Source organism: Micromonospora sp. C97, assembly GCF_018070385.1.
In the GTDB taxonomy this organism is placed as follows: Bacteria; Actinomycetota; Actinomycetes; order Mycobacteriales; family Micromonosporaceae; genus Micromonospora; species Micromonospora parva.
Map to the genome: position 1 here is coordinate 644,851 of NZ_JAGPXU010000002.1, position 16,384 is coordinate 661,234.

The 16,384-nt window shown below is 71.0% G+C and carries 17 protein-coding genes; 7 read left to right on the forward strand and 10 right to left on the reverse strand.

What is annotated here, in order from left to right; translation table 11 throughout:
- Both KBX26_RS06200 and KBX26_RS06205 read right to left on the reverse strand, forming a co-directional pair.
- Positions 1-1,086, reverse strand: coding sequence for an efflux RND transporter periplasmic adaptor subunit (locus KBX26_RS06200; RefSeq protein ID WP_030328152.1), 1,086 nt, complete (start codon positions 1,084-1,086; stop codon positions 1-3).
- Positions 1,083-1,607: a hypothetical protein gene (locus KBX26_RS06205; protein ID WP_030328154.1), complete on the reverse strand. Its 525-nt coding sequence runs from the start codon at positions 1,605-1,607 to the stop codon at positions 1,083-1,085. Before KBX26_RS06205 ends, KBX26_RS06200 begins: the two co-directional genes overlap by 4 nt.
- Positions 1,608-1,736: 129 nt before the next feature.
- Here KBX26_RS06205 and KBX26_RS06210 point away from each other — a divergent pair, with 129 nt between their 5' ends.
- Both KBX26_RS06210 and KBX26_RS06215 read left to right on the forward strand, forming a co-directional pair.
- A complete protein-coding gene (locus KBX26_RS06210) occupies positions 1,737-2,393 on the forward strand; it encodes a response regulator transcription factor (protein WP_030328157.1) in 657 nt (218 codons plus the stop codon).
- Entirely contained in the window at positions 2,390-3,544 is a 1,155-nt protein-coding gene (locus KBX26_RS06215) for a cell wall metabolism sensor histidine kinase WalK (protein ID WP_210864906.1), read from the forward strand. Before KBX26_RS06210 ends, KBX26_RS06215 begins: the two co-directional genes overlap by 4 nt.
- Before the next feature lie 14 nt (positions 3,545-3,558).
- Here KBX26_RS06215 and KBX26_RS06220 read toward each other — a convergent pair whose 3' ends face one another.
- From KBX26_RS06220 to KBX26_RS06235, 4 genes are all read right to left on the reverse strand, one after another.
- Positions 3,559-4,005: a nucleoside deaminase gene (locus KBX26_RS06220; RefSeq protein ID WP_209444471.1), complete on the reverse strand. Its 447-nt coding sequence runs from the start codon at positions 4,003-4,005 to the stop codon at positions 3,559-3,561.
- Positions 4,006-4,150: 145 nt separating this feature from the next.
- Positions 4,151-4,678, reverse strand: a complete 528-nt coding sequence (locus KBX26_RS06225; protein WP_030328163.1) for a tRNA adenosine deaminase-associated protein — start codon at positions 4,676-4,678, stop codon at positions 4,151-4,153.
- Between the two features lie 117 nt (positions 4,679-4,795).
- Complete coding sequence (locus KBX26_RS06230; protein ID WP_167337265.1) at positions 4,796-4,963, reverse strand: hypothetical protein; 168 nt, start codon at positions 4,961-4,963, stop codon at positions 4,796-4,798.
- Between the two features lie 111 nt (positions 4,964-5,074).
- Positions 5,075-5,413 (reverse strand): hypothetical protein, encoded by a 339-nt coding sequence (locus tag KBX26_RS06235; RefSeq protein WP_030328166.1) that lies wholly within the window; start codon positions 5,411-5,413, stop codon positions 5,075-5,077.
- Positions 5,414-5,528: 115 nt separating this feature from the next.
- Here KBX26_RS06235 and KBX26_RS06240 point away from each other — a divergent pair, with 115 nt between their 5' ends.
- The gene (locus KBX26_RS06240; RefSeq protein WP_210864907.1) at positions 5,529-6,290 is read left to right on the forward strand and encodes a M23 family metallopeptidase; all 762 of its coding nucleotides are present in this window, start codon (positions 5,529-5,531) and stop codon (positions 6,288-6,290) included.
- Between the two features lies 1 nt (position 6,291).
- Positions 6,292-7,365 carry a PHP domain-containing protein gene (locus tag KBX26_RS06245; RefSeq protein ID WP_030328170.1) on the forward strand — a complete coding sequence of 358 codons (1,074 nt, stop codon included), beginning with the start codon at positions 6,292-6,294 and terminating at the stop codon, positions 7,363-7,365.
- Between the two features lie 83 nt (positions 7,366-7,448).
- Here KBX26_RS06245 and KBX26_RS06250 read toward each other — a convergent pair whose 3' ends face one another.
- The gene (locus tag KBX26_RS06250) at positions 7,449-8,429 is read right to left on the reverse strand and encodes a DMT family transporter (RefSeq protein ID WP_210864908.1); all 981 of its coding nucleotides are present in this window, start codon (positions 8,427-8,429) and stop codon (positions 7,449-7,451) included.
- A gap of 130 nt (positions 8,430-8,559) precedes the next feature.
- Here KBX26_RS06250 and KBX26_RS06255 point away from each other — a divergent pair, with 130 nt between their 5' ends.
- Positions 8,560-10,230 carry a DUF885 domain-containing protein gene (locus KBX26_RS06255; RefSeq protein WP_030328174.1) on the forward strand — a complete coding sequence of 557 codons (1,671 nt, stop codon included), beginning with the start codon at positions 8,560-8,562 and terminating at the stop codon, positions 10,228-10,230.
- A 70-nt stretch (positions 10,231-10,300) separates the two neighbouring features.
- On the opposite strand, the gene KBX26_RS06260 is transcribed toward KBX26_RS06255, so the two are convergent.
- Positions 10,301-11,842, reverse strand: a complete 1,542-nt coding sequence (locus tag KBX26_RS06260) for a DUF6114 domain-containing protein (RefSeq protein WP_210864909.1) — start codon at positions 11,840-11,842, stop codon at positions 10,301-10,303.
- A gap of 76 nt (positions 11,843-11,918) precedes the next feature.
- A complete protein-coding gene (locus KBX26_RS06265; RefSeq protein WP_210864910.1) occupies positions 11,919-12,533 on the reverse strand; it encodes a DUF6230 family protein in 615 nt (204 codons plus the stop codon).
- 400 nt (positions 12,534-12,933) lie between these two features.
- On the opposite strand from KBX26_RS06265, the gene KBX26_RS06270 reads away from it, so the two are divergent.
- Positions 12,934-13,698 (forward strand): class I SAM-dependent methyltransferase, encoded by a 765-nt coding sequence (locus tag KBX26_RS06270; RefSeq protein ID WP_210864911.1) that lies wholly within the window; start codon positions 12,934-12,936, stop codon positions 13,696-13,698.
- A gap of 54 nt (positions 13,699-13,752) precedes the next feature.
- Here the strand turns inward: KBX26_RS06270 and KBX26_RS06275 are convergent, their stop codons facing one another.
- Positions 13,753-14,958 carry a DUF3068 domain-containing protein gene (locus KBX26_RS06275; RefSeq protein ID WP_210864912.1) on the reverse strand — a complete coding sequence of 402 codons (1,206 nt, stop codon included), beginning with the start codon at positions 14,956-14,958 and terminating at the stop codon, positions 13,753-13,755.
- A gap of 111 nt (positions 14,959-15,069) precedes the next feature.
- Here KBX26_RS06275 and KBX26_RS06280 point away from each other — a divergent pair, with 111 nt between their 5' ends.
- Positions 15,070-16,326, forward strand: a complete 1,257-nt coding sequence (locus KBX26_RS06280; protein WP_210858311.1) for an acyltransferase — start codon at positions 15,070-15,072, stop codon at positions 16,324-16,326.
- The last annotated feature ends 58 nt before the right edge of the window (positions 16,327-16,384 follow it).

Here is a 16,384-nt window from a genome sequence, read left to right on the forward strand (position 1 = left end):
TCACGTCGGCACCACCACCGTCGCGCCCTCGGTGAGGCCCGTGCCGGTGACCTCCACCCGCCCGCCGGCGAACAACCCGGTGGTCACCGCGAGGATCCGGCTCGTGCCACCCTCGGCGACCTGGACGCCGTAGCCGCCCTCGGCCAGAGCCAACAGCGCCGCCACCGGCACGGTGAGCACGTCGCGGCGCTCCGAGACGGTGAACGTGACGTCCGCGCTGGCCCGGTCGAACCCGGTGAGGGCCTTCGGATCGGTCACCGCGACGGTCACCTCGATCTTCGTCTCGGCGTCGCCGGACTGTCCGTTGGCACCAGCCGTACCGGCCTGGACGACCGTCTCGACAGTGCTGATCGTGCCCGCCACCGTCTGGCCGTCGGGCAGCCGCACGGAGACCTTCGCGTCGCGCCTGGCCAGCCGCTGGTCGTCCACGTCCAACTCGACTGTGACAACCCGGCTGGTGCCGGTGTAGGTCAGCACCGCCTGGCCGGGCTGTGTCAGGTCGCCGACGTCGGCCTGGTGGCCGTCCACCCGGACCTCCCGGCCGGCGTACACGATTCGCCCTGGCTCGACCCGACCGGTCTCGGTCAGACCCAGGTCCTCCTGCCACTGCCGGACCGCGTCCGCGGTGGCGCCGGTGTACTCGTCGTCGACGGTGAAACCGGTGTAGCCCAGTGCGTCGAGGTTCCGCTCGAACTGCGCGACGTCGGCCCCCTCCACCCCGGGGGCGAGGGTCCGGTACGCGGGCAGCCCGCCGTAGAGGAGCACCACCGCCTCGTTGTCGACCCGGTAGAGCGCCTTGCCCCGCCGTACCGTCGACCCGGTCGCCGCCAGCGCGGTGACGGTGCCGCTGAGCTTCGCCGTGGCGGTACGCGTGGTGCCGTACCCCAGCTCACCGTCGGCGGTCTCCGAGTCGGCGAGGGTCTGCCGGGTGACGGTGGCGGTGGCGGGTGGTGCGCTGCCGGCCTGGGCGCGTCCGCCGTCGGCACCGCCGCCGAAGCCCACCGCGGCGACCACGCCCACCGCCGCGACCAGCAGGACGATGCCTCCGGTGACGGCGGCGCGCAGCCGCGAGCGTCGGATCGTCACCGGTCACCCCCGAACTGCGGTGCGTGCTGCCGGCACTTCTCCAGCGCGGCCTTCATGGCCGGGTCGCCGATGTTGATCGCGTTGTCCCCCGCCCCGATCCGGACCCGTCCGTCGGCGTCCGGGTCCGGGAAGTCGGGCACCCCGTTCTCCCGCATGCACTTGGCGAGCGTGCGCATCCGCTCGGCCTGCTCGGGGTTGAGCTGCGGTCCCTGCCCGCCGTTGGGCAGCTTGTCCTGGCACTTCTCCATGGCCGCCTGGACCTTCTGCTGATCCACGTCAGCGCCGAACCGGAAGCCGGGACGGCCGCCCGCCTCCGGGTCGGGCAGGTCCACCCCGTTCTCCCGCATGCACCTGGCGAAGGCGAGCTGCCGGTCCGAGTCACTGACCGGCGTGCCGGTCGCCGTCGCGTCGGCCTTCGTCCCGCCGGCGGTAGCGACCCCGCCGCCGTCGTCACCTCCCGCGCCGCACCCGGACAGCGCCAGGGCGAGCAGGACGGGGATCGCAAGCAGATGTCGTCGCATGATGTCCACCTCCGCTCAGGTCCGGCGCGGTTCGCCGAACGTGGCACCCAGTGCACGGCAGCGCGCGTATCCCCGGCGTTACCGTCGGCGGTTATGCCGCCGTTACGGAGCCCCGAGCACCATTGAGGGGTGAGAGTGCTGGTGGTCGAGGACGAGAACGTGCTGGCGGACGCCATCGCCGAGTGGCTGCGCCGGGAGTCGTTCGCTGTCGACGTGGCGTACGACGGGGACGCCGCGTTGGAACGGCTCGGCGTCAACGAGTACGCGGTGGTGGTCCTGGACCGGGACCTGCCGGTGGTGCACGGCGACGACGTGTGCCGGGCGATCGTGGATGCGGGCGGGGAGACCCGGGTGCTGATGCTGACCGCGTCGGCGGCGGTCCGGGAGCGGGTGGCCGGGCTGGCGCTCGGCGCCGACGACTACCTGACCAAGCCCTTCGCCCTGGTTGAGCTATCGGCCCGGGTGCACGCGTTGACCCGCCGGTCTCGCCCGGCGGCGCCGCCGACGCTACGGCGCGCCGGCATCCAGCTCGACCCGGCCCGACACGAGGTACGCCGGGACGACCGGTACGTGGCGCTGTCCCGCAAGGAGTTCGCGGTGCTGGCCGAGCTGCTGCGTGCCGACGGCGCGGTGGTCTCCGCCGAGGACCTGCTGGAACGCGCCTGGGACGAGCACATCGACCCGTTCACGAACGTGGTCCGGGTGACAGTCATGAAGCTGCGCCGCAAACTCGGCGACCCGCCGGTGATCGAGACGGTGCCCGGGGCGGGGTACCAGATCCGATGAAACGCCTGACGATCCGCGCCCGGCTCACCCTCATCTACGGCGGGCTCTTCCTGCTGGCCGGCGTGGTCCTGCTCGCCGTCACGTACGTGCTGGTGGATCAGCGGATGCCGCAGCCGTTCGGGGTGAGCCTGCGCGACCTGCCGAGGACCACCCCCACGACGCCCAGCGGGCAGAACCTCGACAACCTGCGCGCCCTGGTGCAGGAGGTGCAGGACGAAGCGAAACGCAACGCGTTGGAGTCGCTGCTCACCCAGGGCGGCATCGCGTTGATAGTGGTGTCGACGGTGGCGATCGCGTTCGGCTGGTTGCTCGCCGGCCGGGCGTTGCAGCCACTGCACCAGATCACCGGCACGGCCCGCCGGATCGCCGGCGCGGACACCGCCGGCCGTGGTCTGCACGAGCGCATCGCACTGACCGGCCCTCCCGACGAGGTACGCGAACTCGCCGACACGTTCGACGAGATGCTGGAACGACTGGACCGCTCCTTCGACGGGCAGCGCCGGTTCGTGGCGAACGCCTCGCACGAGCTGCGTACCCCGCTGGCGCTCAACCGCGCCCTGGTGGAGCTGGCGGTCACCCGCCCGGACGCCTCGGCCGAGACCCGGCGACTGGGTGAGTCGCTGCTGGCGGTCAACGAACGCCACGAGCGGCTGATCGACGGCCTGCTGACCCTGGCCGACTCGGAGAACGAGCTGACCGAGCGTGCGCCGGTCAACCTGGCCGAGGTCTGCGCGCACACCACCGATCAGGCCGGCGGGCAGGCACCCGGCGTGCGGGTACGGCGGGTGCTGGCCCCGGCGCCGACGAGCGGCGACCCGGTGCTGTTGGAGCGGCTCACGTTCAACCTGGTGGAGAACGCGTTGCGGCACAACCTGCCCGCCGACGGCTGGGTGGAGGTGCGTACCGGGCTGGTCGGGGGTCGGCCCACCCTCACGGTGACCAACACCGGCCCGGTCGTTCCCGGCTACGACGTGGAGACGATGTTCCAGCCGTTCCGGCGGCTGTCGCGGGAGCGGGTCGTCGGCGCGCGGGGCTTCGGGCTGGGGTTGTCCATCGTCCGCGCGGTGGCCCGCGCCCACGGTGGCATCGCCGAGGCGCAGCCCCGTCCGGGCGGCGGGCTGGTCGTCACCGTCACCCTGCCGCCGGCCTGACCGGCGACCCGACCTCAGCGGAAGAACGCGCGCAGGACGGTGGCGGTTTCGGTCTCCAGCACGCCGCCGTAGACCTCGGGGCGGTGGTTGAGCCGGCGGTCGCGCAGCACGTCCCAGAGCGATCCGGCCGCGCCGGTCTTGGGTTCCCAGGCGCCGAAGACGACGGTGGAGACCCGGGCGAGCACCAGCGCCCCGGCGCACATGGTGCACGGTTCGAGGGTGACCACCAGGGTGCAGCCGTCGAGCCGCCACCGGCCGGTGCGTTCGGCGCCTCGGCGCAGGGCCAGCACCTCGGCGTGCGCGGTGGGGTCCCCGGTCAACTCCCGTTCGTTGCGTCCGGTGGCCAGCTCGGTGCCGTCCGGGCCGTAGAGCACCGCCCCCACCGGCACGTCGTCGACGTCGGTGCTGACCGCGTCGTCGACCGGCGGACCGGCGACGGCGACCTCCAGGGCGCGGCGCATCCACAGTTCGTGCCGCTGCCGCCGGCCGATCTCACCAGTGTCGGCAAGGCCCTCGTGGGCACCGGGCCCGGCGCGGCCCACCGCACCGGGGGTGGGTTGGCCCGGCCGGATCGACTCCAGCGACGGATCGGTGGCGTCGGCCGGCTCAGACCTCACGCAGCTCCTCGACCTCGTCGGCGCAGCCGAGCACCTGGCAGATCTCGGCGGTGACGTCCGCCGGCATCATCCCCTCGTGGGTGCAGAGGGTCAGCAGCTTCTGCGCGGAGATGCCGAGGTTGGCCAGCAGGTCGGCGTCACCGACCGGGTCGGCCTCCGGGTCGACGACGGGCTGCTCGCTCTCGTCGTCGCCGGTGCTCGCCGGGCGGGGCTCGTCGTCACCGTCGAGCCCGGTGACCGAGGTCTTCAGGTCACCGACCAGCAGCGCCCCCAGCTGCGACTCCTCGGCGTACGCGGAGTCCGAACCGAACACCCGCAGGTCCTCGCCCTCGTCCAGGCGCAGGATCACCAGGTACGCGTCGTCGGCCTCGACGAAGAGCAGCGACACGTCGGCCTCCTGGTCGACGTCACGCAGCCGGTCGGCGACCTCGTCGATGTCGGTCGCGCCACGCAGGCTGACCTCGGCGGCGGTCCAGCCACTGTCGTCGCGCACCACGGCCGCAGCGAAGTACGACACGGTCCCCCCAATAGCCCTCGACACAGCGTCGACTCGTTACGCGTGCACGTTAGCCGGTCGGGTCGGCAGGCGACCCGTCAACGCCCCGAAGGGCGGGTCATTCCTGACAAAGTCGAATCAGCCGACGACTCGACGGCGGGTGGCGATGAGTTGCCGCAGACGCTCGGTGCGCTGCCGCTGTGGTCGGCTGCGCTGGCGGACCGCCCGGGCACCCGCCAGCTCGGCCAGCAACTGCAGGCGGCGGCGGCTGCGATCGGGATCCTGTCGCGGAGTGGTCCAGACCATAGTGCCGAGCGTGCCGAGTCTGGGCGGCCACGTCAAGACGGCGTTCGCTACGCAGCCATCCGGGCACGCGGCGCAGTCACCGGGCGGCGTTCCGGGGCCGGTCCGTGCTGGTCACCACAGCGGCCAGTCACCACTGGTGGCCCAGCGGACCGCCACCACGGCGGCGGCGATGCTCCAGCCACCGGCCGTGACGATGGCGACCCCGGTGGCCACCCCCCGGTCGCCGTAGCGGACCAGCACCAGGGCGGTGACCCAGGCCAGCAGGCCGGCGAACACCGTCCACCAGGCGTAGCTGGCCACGTCGGTGCCGAGCAGGCCGAACAGCAGCAACCAACCGGCTGCCGCGCCACCACCGGCGGCGACGCCACCGCCGGTGACCGGGTGCGGCTCGCGGTAGGTGGGTCGGGTCGGAGGACCGGAGGGGAAGAGACCCGACGGGGTACGCGGCATCGGGCGGGCGGCACCGAAGTCCGGGCCAGGTTCGGGTCGGGCAAAGGTCACCGTCGCTGCCCTCCCTCACGCGTGCCGCTCGTGCCCACGGTACCGGCTCTGCCAGGATGACCGGATGGCCTCGCCGACGATCAGCCGCCGCGCTCGTCCGGCGTACCCCATCCTGCTGCTGCTCGCCCCGGTGCTGGCCGCCGGTTGCGCGACCACCCGGCCGGGGGTGCCCGACGGCGCCGCGCCGACGCCACCGGCGGTCTGGGCGACAGCCGACCAGCCGGCGTCGCAGCCGCCGTCGCCGGCGGCAACCGACCCGAGCCCGCCGGCGCCGTCGTCGGCCACGCCCTCGGCGACGGCACCCCGCGTCGGGCTGAAGCATGTCTTTCCGGTACGCGCCGACAACGTCGACTACCACCCGACGCACGGGGCGTACCCGGCGACGGACCTTTTCGCCGCCTGCGGCGAGCCGTTCGTGGCGGTGACCGACGGGACGGTGCTGGAGGTGAGCCGAGTCGACCGGTACCGCAAGCGCGGGCCACAGGGCCCGGACAACGGCGGCCTGTCGGTCTCCCTGCTCGGCGACGACGGGGTGCGGTACTACGGCTCGCACCTGAGCGCCGTGACCAGCGGTGTCGACGCCGGGGTGCGGGTCCGCGCCGGGCAGCAGCTCGGCAAGGTGGGCCGCACGGGCAACGCGAACAACGTCTGTCACGTGCACTTCGGCATCTCGCCGGGGTGCACGGGTAAGGACGGCTGGTGGATCCGGCGTGGGGTGATCTGGCCGGCGCGTTACCTGGACTCCTGGCGGCGCGGCGGCAACCGGGAGCCGGCCGCCGAGGTCACCGCGTGGCAACGCCGGCACGGCTGCCCGAAGGCGCCCTGACATGGCTCGCGCGAGAGATCCCATCGCCGACCTGCGCCGGATCGCGTTCCTTCTGGAACGGGCCAACGAGGCCACCTACCGGGTACGCGCGTTCCGGTCGGCGGCGAAGGCGTTGGCCGGCCTGCCCGCGGCCGAGCTGACCGAACGGGCCGGCAACGGCACGCTCACCGAGCTGGCCGGGGTCGGTGACGTGACGGCCCGCTGTGTGGCGGAGTCCCTCGCCGGTGAGGAGCCGGTCTACCTGCGCCGGCTGGTGGCGACCGAGGGCAGCGACCTGGACGCCGAGGCCACGGCGCTGCGCGCCGCCCTGCGCGGCGACTGCCACACCCATTCGGACTGGTCCGACGGCGGTTCGCCCATTGAGGAGATGGCGTTGGCCGCGGTGGAGTTGGGCCACGAGTATCTGGTGCTGACCGACCACTCGCCCCGGCTGACGGTGGCCCGGGGGCTGACCGCGGCCCGGCTGCGCCAGCAGCTCGACCATGTGGCGCAGGTCAACGCGGCGCTGCCCGAGGGTTTCCGGATCCTCACCGGGATCGAGGTGGACATCCTCGCTGACGGCTCCCTGGACCAGGACGACGACCTGCTGGCGCGCCTCGATGTGGTGGTCGGGTCGGTGCACAGCGGGCTGAAGGACGAGCGGTCGAAGATGACCCGGCGCATGGTGAAGGCGGTTGCCAACCCGCACCTGGACATCCTCGGCCACGTCACCGGCCGGATGGTGTCGTCCCGGCCCGCCGGGGTGACCGGTCCGGGCGATCGGGGGCACCGGGCGCGTACCCGGGCGGAGAGCGACTTCGACGCGGACGCCGTCTTCGCCGCCTGCGCCGAGCACGACACCGCCGTCGAGATCAACTCTCGGCCGGAGCGGCAGGACCCACCGAAGCGTCTGATCCGCCGCGCGTTGGAGGCCGGCTGCCGGTTCGCCATCAATACGGATGCGCACGCGCCCGGCCAGCTCGACTGGCAGCGGTTCGGCTGCGAACGCGCGGCACTGTGCGGTGTCCCCGCCGACCGGGTGGTCAACACGTGGTCGGCGGAGCAACTGGTGGCCTGGACGCACGACCGGCGCTGATCCACTCGCGTTTCTGGACATCGGGGTGTCCGGGTCCGCCGGACACCCCGATTTCTGAAAAGCCGTGTCGATCAGGTGGTCGCTCAGCGGCGGGCGGGTTCGGCGGCCGGGGTGGTGGGTGCGCCGACGCCGACCACCGGGCTGGTCCGGCGGCGACTGAACATCCCCTGCGAGACCGCGACCCCGAGCAGCACGATCAGCGCGCCGACCGGTTGGTGCCAGTTGAGTCGTTCGTCGAGCGCCACGGCACCGATCAGCACCGCGAAGATCGGGATCAGGTACGTGACGGTGGACGCGGTGCTCGCGCCGGCCACCCGGATGTTGCGCATGTTGATCACGAACGCGAGGCCGGTGCCGAGCGCGCCGAGGGTCAGCACGCTCGCCACCACCCCCGCCGAAAGCTCGGTGGGCAGCGGCGGCAGGCCGGCGACGAAGGGGGTGACGATTGCCAACTGCGCGGCGGCGAGCAGCAGTTGCGCGGTGGAGAGCGACAGACCCGAGTGCGTGCTGCCGGCGACGAACCGCTTCTGGTACGGGATGGCCACGCCGTAGCAGGCCGCCGCGCCGAAGCACATGAGCTGCCCGACGAAGTGGGCCCCGCCGATGCCCTCCCAGACCCCGAGCACCACCAGCACCCCGACGAAACCGAGCCCGAGCCCGACCGCCCGGCGCACCGTGAGCCGCTCGGTGCGGAAGACCAGCACCGCCAGCGGCAGCACGATCAACGGGGTGGTGGCGTTCCAGATGCCGGCCAGCATCGACTCGACCCGCTGCTCCCCGTAACCGAAGAGGGTGAACGGCACTGACACGCCGAAGGCGGCGACGACGGTCAGGTGCGCCCAGACCCGGGGCTCGCGGGGCAGTCGGTCGCGGAGCACGGCGAGGACCACCAGCAGAGTCAGCGCCCCGGCGAGGACCCGGTAGAGGGTGAGTTGAACAGGGTGCAGCTCGGCCACCCCGACCTTGATGAACAGGAAACTGGAGCCCCAGATCGCGGCGAGGGCGACGAAGCCGGGCAGCCAGGCGCGGACCGGCGCTTTGTCAGGAGTGGTATCGGTGGTCACCCCTGACACTCTGCCGTAACCGTACGACAAAGTCGCGCGCCTTTCGGCCGTCACGCCGTGCCCGAACCCGCAGCTCGAACACAACAAACGTCGGCGACAAAGCGGTGGGGCGGTCACGTAGTGTCGCAGCGTGGGACGAATTGATGAACTCGCCAACCGCTACGTGGCCGAGTGGGCGCCGTTGAGCCCCACCGGCGCGACCTTCGTCGGCATCGCCGGCCATGACGATCAGCTCGACGACCTGTCGCCCGACGGCTACCGGGCCCGCGCGGACCTCACCCGCCGGACGCTCGCCGAGCTGGAGGTGACCGAGCCGGAGACCGAATCGGAACGGACCGCCAAGGAGGCCATGCAGGAACGACTCGGCCTGGACCTCGCCCGGTACGACGCCGGCGAGGTGACCAGCGAGGTCAGTGTGATCACCAGCGGGCTGCACGAGATCCGCATGGTGTTCGACCTGATGCCCACCGCGACCAGCGACGACCAGGCCAACATCGCCGCCCGGCTCAACGGTTTCGGCGCCGCGCTGGAGGGCTACAAGACCACCCTGCGCGAGGCGCTCGCCGTCGGTGCGGTCAGCTCGAAGGTGCAGTTGGTCGAGGTGGCCAAGCAGTGCGACATCTGGGTCGACCCGACCGGTGACAACTTCTTCCACGGGCTGGTCGAGCGGCTGGGAGCGGAGGGCACGCTCGGCTCGGAGCTGCGTCGGGGCGCGGCATCGGCGACGGCGGCGACCGCCGAGTTCGGCCAGTTCCTGCGTACCGAGCTGGCCCCGCACGGGCGGGACAAGCAGGCCGCCGGCCGGGAGCGCTACGAACTCGCCTCTCAGTACTTCCTCGGCGCCAAGGTCGACCTGGACGAGACGTACGCCTGGGGTTTCGCGGAGCTGGCCCGGCTGGAGGAGGAGATGCGCGTCGTGGCGGGGCGCATCGCCGGCTCCGGTGCCACAGTCGACGAGGCAGTGGCCCGGTTGGACGCCGACCCGGCCCGGACCATCCAGGGCAAGGAGGCGTTCCGGGACTGGATGCAGGCGCTGGCCGACAAGGCGATCACCGAGCTGCACGGCACCCACTTCGACATCCCGGAGCAGGTCCGCCACATCGAGTGCTGCCTCGCCCCGACCAGCGACGGCGCCATCTACTACACCGGCCCCAGTGAGGACTTCTCCCGCCCGGGTCGGATGTGGTGGGCGGTGCCGCAGGGCATCACCGACTTCTCCACCTGGCGGGAGGTAACCACGGTCTACCACGAGGGCGTGCCCGGTCACCACCTCCAGGTGGCGCAGACCGCCGTCCGGGCCGACCTGCTCAACCGCTGGCAGCGGCTGCTCTGCTGGGTCTCCGGGCACGGCGAGGGCTGGGCGCTCTACTCGGAGCGGCTGATGGACGAACTGGGTTACCTGGACGACCCGGGCGACAAGCTCGGCATGCTCGACGGCCAGGCGATGCGCGCGGCACGGGTGATCGTGGACATCGGCATGCACCTGGAGCTGGAGATCCCGAAGGACAACCCCTTCGGCTTCCACCCGGGCGAGCGCTGGACGCCCGAGCTGGGCTGGGAGTTCATGCGGGCGCACTGCCGGGTCCCGGACGAGAACCTGCGCTTCGAGCTGAACCGCTACCTCGGTTGGCCGGGGCAGGCGCCGTCGTACAAGGTGGGTGAGCGGATCTGGTTGCAGGCCCGCGAGGACGCCAAGGCCCGCAAGGGTGCCGACTTCGACCTGCGGGAGTTCCACCGGCAGGCGTTGGACCTGGGTGCGCTGGGTCTCGACCCGCTGCGTCGGGCGCTGGCCCGGCTCTGAGTCTCTGACGGCCCGGGTGCTGGCGGTTCGTCGTACCGCCAGCACCCGGAGCCATCGGGACGGTTGTCGTTCAGCCGAGTGCCAGCGCCAACGAGGGCCGGGCGGTCAGCGTGTCACTGGTGACGAACGCCAGATCGATGACCGGGTCGGTGAACGTGATCGAGATCGGCAGGGTGACCGGGATCCCGTCCGGCAACGGCAGGTCCGGGGTCAGAGTGAGCTTGATGCCGAGCAGCTTGCCGACGAACCGGGTGGAGTAGAAGGCCACGTCACCGCGGACGGTCAGCCGGTCGGTCTTGTACCGCTGGGTGCGCCCGTCGGGGCCGTCGGCGACCAGCAGGAAGTCGTCGGTCACCGCCTCCCGCATGCTGAACTTCAGCACCTTGAGGCTGCCCTTCTCGGTCCGCAGCTCGGTGGTCCCGTCGAACCGCAGCCCGGTCATGGTGACCTTGGAGCCGGTGAGCTTGGACGGCGTCTCGCCCACCATCGGCAGATTCGGGTCGGCCGCGATGCGGGGCAGCGGCTTGCCCGGCTCCGCTTTGTCCGGCTTGTCGGGCGTCGTGGCCCCGGGCTTACCTGACCCGCCCGGGTTCGGTGACGGGCAGGCCGTGGACCCGGGACGGGCCGTCGGCGTGACTGTCGGCTTCGCCGACGGGTTGGCGGTCGGGGTGGCCGACGGCGTCGCGGTCTTCTCGTCGCGTCCACCGTTGAACAGGTCCCCGATTCCATCCAGGATGTCGGTGATGATGTTGCCGTCCCGCTCCGGGCTGACGCTCGGTGTCGGGGTCGGCGTCCTGGTGGGAGTGGAGGGGCTGCGCGACGGCGTGACGGACCGGGACGGGGTCGGGCAGGCGGTCGCGGCGGGTCGGGTCGGTGCGGCCTGCACCGCTCCCGGCTGGGTGGCCAGGCCGGCCGCGGCGAGGCCCAGCACCAGCAGCGCGACTCCGAACACCCGCGGATCAGCAGGACGTCCCGGCCACTCGGGGGGTGCGCCCGCGTCGGTCGCGTCGCTCGCCGGGCGGTCCACCGGTTCGCCGGCCGCGTCGGTCTGCCCGACTCCGATCCGCTCCGTGTCGAGCCGCTCGACTCCGCGCTGCTCCGCGCCAGGCTGATCCGCGTCTGCCTGATCCGTGCCGCGCTGATCCGCGTCTGCCTGATCCGCATCGATTTGTTCGGCGAGGGGCAGTTCGGTGTCGGACAGGTCGGCAGCGGCTGGCGCGGGTCGGGTCGGGGTCCAGGCGAAGGCGAGCGCGCTGCCGACGATGCCGAGCAGAAGACCGACGAAGAAGCCGCCGAGGTTGAGCCCGATCAGCGAATAGACCGTGGTGACCGCCGCGACGACCGAGTAGAACAGCCGCTGCGCCGGGCTCAACCAGAGCAGCAGGGCGCAGGTCACCAGGATGACCGGGATCAGGAGCGAGAGCAGACCGGTGGCTCCGCTGTGGAAGCTCAGGCCGTTGATCGTCATCCGGGTGGAGGCGAACATCTCCACCCCGGCCAGGGCGACGAAGAGGCCTCCCCAGAACGGTCGGCTCCGCTGCCAGCGGCGGAAGGTCTGCCACGCCTGGGCCGTGCCGCCGGGCCGGGCGTGGGACGCGTTGGCGGTTGTCACGTACTCCTCCTGGCGGAGCGGGGACGGGGAAGGGGACGGCACCCCCGGTGGTCGGCCACCGCGGGCCCGACTCACCTCAGAAGCACTCCTTGCCCTTGGCCTCGTCGCCCACGTTGACCTTCAACCGGAGTCCGACCAGGTTGAAGGTGGCCGCCGTGGTGTACCGGGACACCTGCTGCAGGTTCGTGATGCTGACGTGGTCGGAGTTCTGGCCGAATGAGCCCTTCTGCGCTGTCGCGTTCAGGTCGCTCGCGTCCCGGCCAATCTTGATGTTGGTGAACGTCGCGTTGCCGTCGAGCGAGTCCATGGCGATCAGCAGGTCCTTGGCCCGGGCGGGCTCCTTGCCCTCACCGGCGTTGATGGTGAGCACCACGGGCAGGCCGGGCAGGTCGGAGCGGATGGACTGGCAGAGGTTGTAGAGCTCCGCGCTGCTGATTTCGGCGACGGCGATCGGGTGGGTCTTGCCGTCCTCACCCTTCTCGCGGACGACGCCGCCGTACTGCTTGAAGCCGTCGCCCTCGAGGCGCGCCGCGCCGATCTTGAACGTCTGTCCGGACACGGTGACGTCGGACGCGATGGCGCCGGTCGACATGCCGAACAGGATGGCGCCGACGGCGGCGGTGGCGGGGACCGCCATGGCGGCGAACCGCCGCCAACGGGTACGGCCCTGATCCTCAAAGCGATCCTGCACGGGTTCCTCCTCAGGTGGCCGGTCCCGGACTGGCGGCCTCGCACCGGGCACGTCATGTGTTACCGGCGGGTAACGATCGAGCCTGATCGTGCACCCGTTGCGGCGCGACTCACAACCCCCTGACCATCCGGCGGTAACAGGAGGGCGATCCAACAGACGGTCGACGTCACGAATCGTGGAACTACCTGTGTGGACAGAAGCCTCGACAGGCGACAAAGGCGGCACAACCCCGCCCCCCGACAGCAGAGAGTCGCAGGGCATCGAGGAATTACAATTAGGTAACGGATGTAAAGTACGCAGGCTGCGGAGAGCCGTTCGGCTCGTCCTCTCGCCCGAACATCCAGGCGATCCCGGAGACAGCAGGACCCCACCGAGCGGCCCGAGGTCCTAGGGTTTCGGCGTGCATCTGAACGACGTGCGACGCGACTGGACCAAGCTCGGAGCTGAAGATCCGCTCTGGGCCGTACTCGTCGAGCCCGGCAAACGCGGCGGACGGTGGGACGTCGGGGAGTTCCTGGCCACCGGCCGCACCGACGTCGAGGAGACGACCGGCCAACTTCGCCAACTCGGCCTGCCCACCCGCTGGGAGCGGGTGCTCGACTTCGGCTGCGGCGTCGGGCGACTGTCGCAGGCACTCGCCCCACACGCGGACGAGGTCGTCGGTGTGGACATCGCTCCGACGATGCTGGAGACCGCCCGGCGACTGAACCAGAGCGCCGAGAACATCCGGTTCGTCCTCAACGACGCACCGGACCTGAGCCAGTTCCCCGACGGTCACTTCGACCTGGTCTACAGCGCCCTGGTGCTGCAACACCTACCGCGCCCCGCCATCGATTGCTATCTGGCCGAGTTCCTGCGCGTGTTGCGGCCAGGCGGCACCGCCGTCGTGGGATTCCCCACCGAACCGGCGCACACGGCCAGGGGCATCGTCTGGCACCTGGCGCCGGCCCGCCTGATCAGCTGGGCACAGCGTCACCTGCTCAATTACCCGGCGCCGATGAAGATGACGGTCGTACCGCACGCCGACATGGTGCGGCTCATGGCCGCACACGACGGGGAGATCGTCGGGCAGTGGCGCGATCGGCTGTACAGCGAAGACTGGGTCTGCACGCGGTACGCCGTGCGCCGCGCAGGGCATCCGAGGCAGATGCCGCCTCACGACTGAGGGGTGGACCGCACCTGCGGTCCACCCCTCAAACGTGCATCGCGTCGTACCCGTCTAGCGCTGCTCGACCTCGCCGTGCGCCGGGCGCTGGGTTGGCACCGTCGGGTCCTCGGACTTCCAGTTCGTCGACGCCGGCGGGATCTCGTCGGTCAGTGGACCGCCTGCGGGCTCGGTCCGGGGCTGCTCGGCGGTCTCCGCGTCGCGTACCGGCTCCTGGTCCACCCGGGTACGGGTCGGGTCGGTGCCGGGTGCCACAGCCGCGTCGGCGCGGTGCCGGGCGGCACCGTCGTCGTTCCGCATCACCAGCCACACGCCGACGACGAGGGCGATCAGACCGAGGACACCGGCGGCGATCGGGCCCCAGAAACTGATCAGGCCGATCTTGAAGCGGTTGTCCTTGACCGTCTCGACACTGCGGCTGACCGTGTCGTCGTTGTAGTTGAAGTCCGCGTCCAGCAGCACCGTGGCGGTGCCGGTGTCCGGGCGCAACTCCTTCTTCTGCTGCTCCCGGACGTTCACGTAGGAGCCCGTCACCGGGTCGACCCAGAGCGTACGGGTGTTGCTGTAGACGATCTGACCGCTGGTGGCGGTGGGGGCGAACCTGCCGAGCAGCGGCTTGAGGCTCGCCTCCGGGGTGTTAAGCGCCTCGTTCTCGATGCGCTGCTCGAAGCGGTACGCCTCGATGCCCTTGATCTTTTCGGTGCCGACGAACTTCGCCGGGACGGCCCGCTTCAGGTCACGGTCGAAAACCTGGTAGTCCCGCTTGTCGGTGCCGAACGGGAACTTGTAGATCTGGCCGGAGTAGGTCACGTTCCCGACCGGAGTCTGCTCCGCGCCGCTCTCGTTGAGCCACTGCTCCTTCCACGGGGCGGCCGCGCCGGAGATCCGGTCGAGAGCCAGCTCGGTGCTGTACTGGCTGACCACATCAGGGGTGTCGGCACGCCTGACGGTCTGGTAGACGTCCCAGATCACCGCGTCGCCCTTGAGGTCCTCGGGTAGCCGGTCCCTCGTGTCGTCCGGCTGAGGAATGACCTCGACGCTGGAGACGAGGTCACCTTGCAGGACCTCGATGCTCACCGACTCGCCGACGCGAGTGATCTTCAGGAACTTGGCGTTCTTTGCCTCCGCGACGGACGTCGTTGGTTCAAGGTCATACGGGAGCTTGGTCACGGAAGGGGCCACGTAGAACGGCAGCCCAGCCGCGAAGACCAGCAACAAAACACCGAGCCCGAAGAGCGCGGCGCCCACGCGAAGCTTCACTCATCCTCCTGTAGCCTGCCGCCCTACGACCTGTTGTCCGGGGCACCCGATCCTTAACATGGCGGGAGGTTACTCCCCGGTCACCTTCAAAGCGACCCCCTGGATGTCCAGATGTCCACAGCCGCCGCGCCAACAATTCCGCAGACTTCGGTTACCGACCGACTCCCCGCACTCGACGCGCTGCGAGCAATTGGCGCCGTGGCGGTCGTCGGTCACCACATCGGGTTCCAGACCGCTGCCACCATGAACACCCCGTGGGGCGGTTGGCTGGCTCGGCTCGACGTCGGCGTTGCCATCTTCTTCGTGCTCTCCGGATTCCTGCTGTTCCGACCGTGGGCCCTGAACGCCGCGACGGGACAGGCCCGACCGCGCGCCGGGCGGTACCTCTGGCGGCGGGCGCTACGAATCCTGCCCGCCTACTGGCTGGCGGTGCTGGTCTGCCTGATCGTCCTGCCGCAGAATCGGCCGGCGTCCGCCGGTGACTGGATTCGCCATCTCACCTTCACCCAGATCTACGAGCCGGGCCAGTTGCGCTCCGGGCTCAGCCAGACCTGGAGTCTCGCCACCGAGGTCGCGTTCTACCTGATCCTGCCGCTGATCGCCGTGCTCGCTGTTGGTCGGTCGTGGCGTCCCGTCCGAACCGTCGTGATCGTCTGCGGGGGTTTGTTGGTGACCGCCGGATGGCTTGCGCTGCTGGGGATCGGCTGGCTCAGCAATGGCCTGCACACCATGTGGCTCCCCTCGTACGCGGCCTGGTTCGGCGCGGGGATGGCCCTGGCGGCGGCGCACGTCGCCCTGCGCACCGGGACCGCGCCCGCCGCCTTCCGCGTACTGGACGACCTCGCTTCGGCGCCGATTGCCTGCTGGGCAGCGGCGGTCGCCCTGATGGCGATCGCGACGACGCCCATCGCCGGACCCCGCGACCTCACCGGTCCGACAGCCGCCGAGTTCGCGGTCAAGCTGGCCCTGTACCTCGCGATCGCGACGCTGATCCTGATCCCGGTGGCCTTCGGCGGGCGGACGCGGGCCAAGGAAATCTTCGCCGCCGAGTCGGCCCGATGGCTCGGCACCGTCTCGTACGGGCTGTTCCTGTGGCACCCGCTGGTCATCGAACTCATCTACCTGATCGACGACCGACCGCTCTTCACCGGCGGACTGTTCAACACCTTCGCACTCACCATGGTCTTCGGCCTGATGTACGCCACCGTCAGCTACTACGGCGTCGAGCGGCCCCTGCAGGTGCTCGGATCGCAACGTCGGAAGCGACCGGCCAGGCGCGGGCAGGCGTCCGGCACACCCACCGTCGACGTGGCCGCACCGGCCGTCGCGGCGCCGACGGTCACGCCGGCACCCACTGTCGGCACGTAACGCCAGTCGATCAGCGCTGCCCCATCAGGGCATTGCCGGCCGGCACCCCGGCCCCCTA

Bases quoted from the DNA above. Each gene is read 5' to 3' on its own strand.
- KBX26_RS06205 (WP_030328154.1), bottom strand. From the start codon at position 1,607: ATGCGACGACATCTGCTTGCGATCCCCGTCCTGCTCGCCCTGGCGCTG.
- KBX26_RS06215 (WP_210864906.1), top strand. From the start codon at position 2,390: ATGAAACGCCTGACGATCCGCGCCCGGCTCACCCTCATCTACGGCGGG.
- KBX26_RS06220 (WP_209444471.1), bottom strand. From the start codon at position 4,005: ATGCGCCGCGCCCTGGAGGTCGCCGTCGCCGGTCCGCCGGTCGACGAC.
- KBX26_RS06230 (WP_167337265.1), bottom strand. From the start codon at position 4,963: ATGGTCTGGACCACTCCGCGACAGGATCCCGATCGCAGCCGCCGCCGC.
- KBX26_RS06235 (WP_030328166.1), bottom strand. From the start codon at position 5,413: ATGCCGCGTACCCCGTCGGGTCTCTTCCCCTCCGGTCCTCCGACCCGA.
- KBX26_RS06240 (WP_210864907.1), top strand. From the start codon at position 5,529: ATGGCCTCGCCGACGATCAGCCGCCGCGCTCGTCCGGCGTACCCCATC.
- KBX26_RS06245 (WP_030328170.1), top strand. From the start codon at position 6,292: ATGGCTCGCGCGAGAGATCCCATCGCCGACCTGCGCCGGATCGCGTTC.
- KBX26_RS06280 (WP_210858311.1), top strand. From the start codon at position 15,070: ATGTCCACAGCCGCCGCGCCAACAATTCCGCAGACTTCGGTTACCGAC.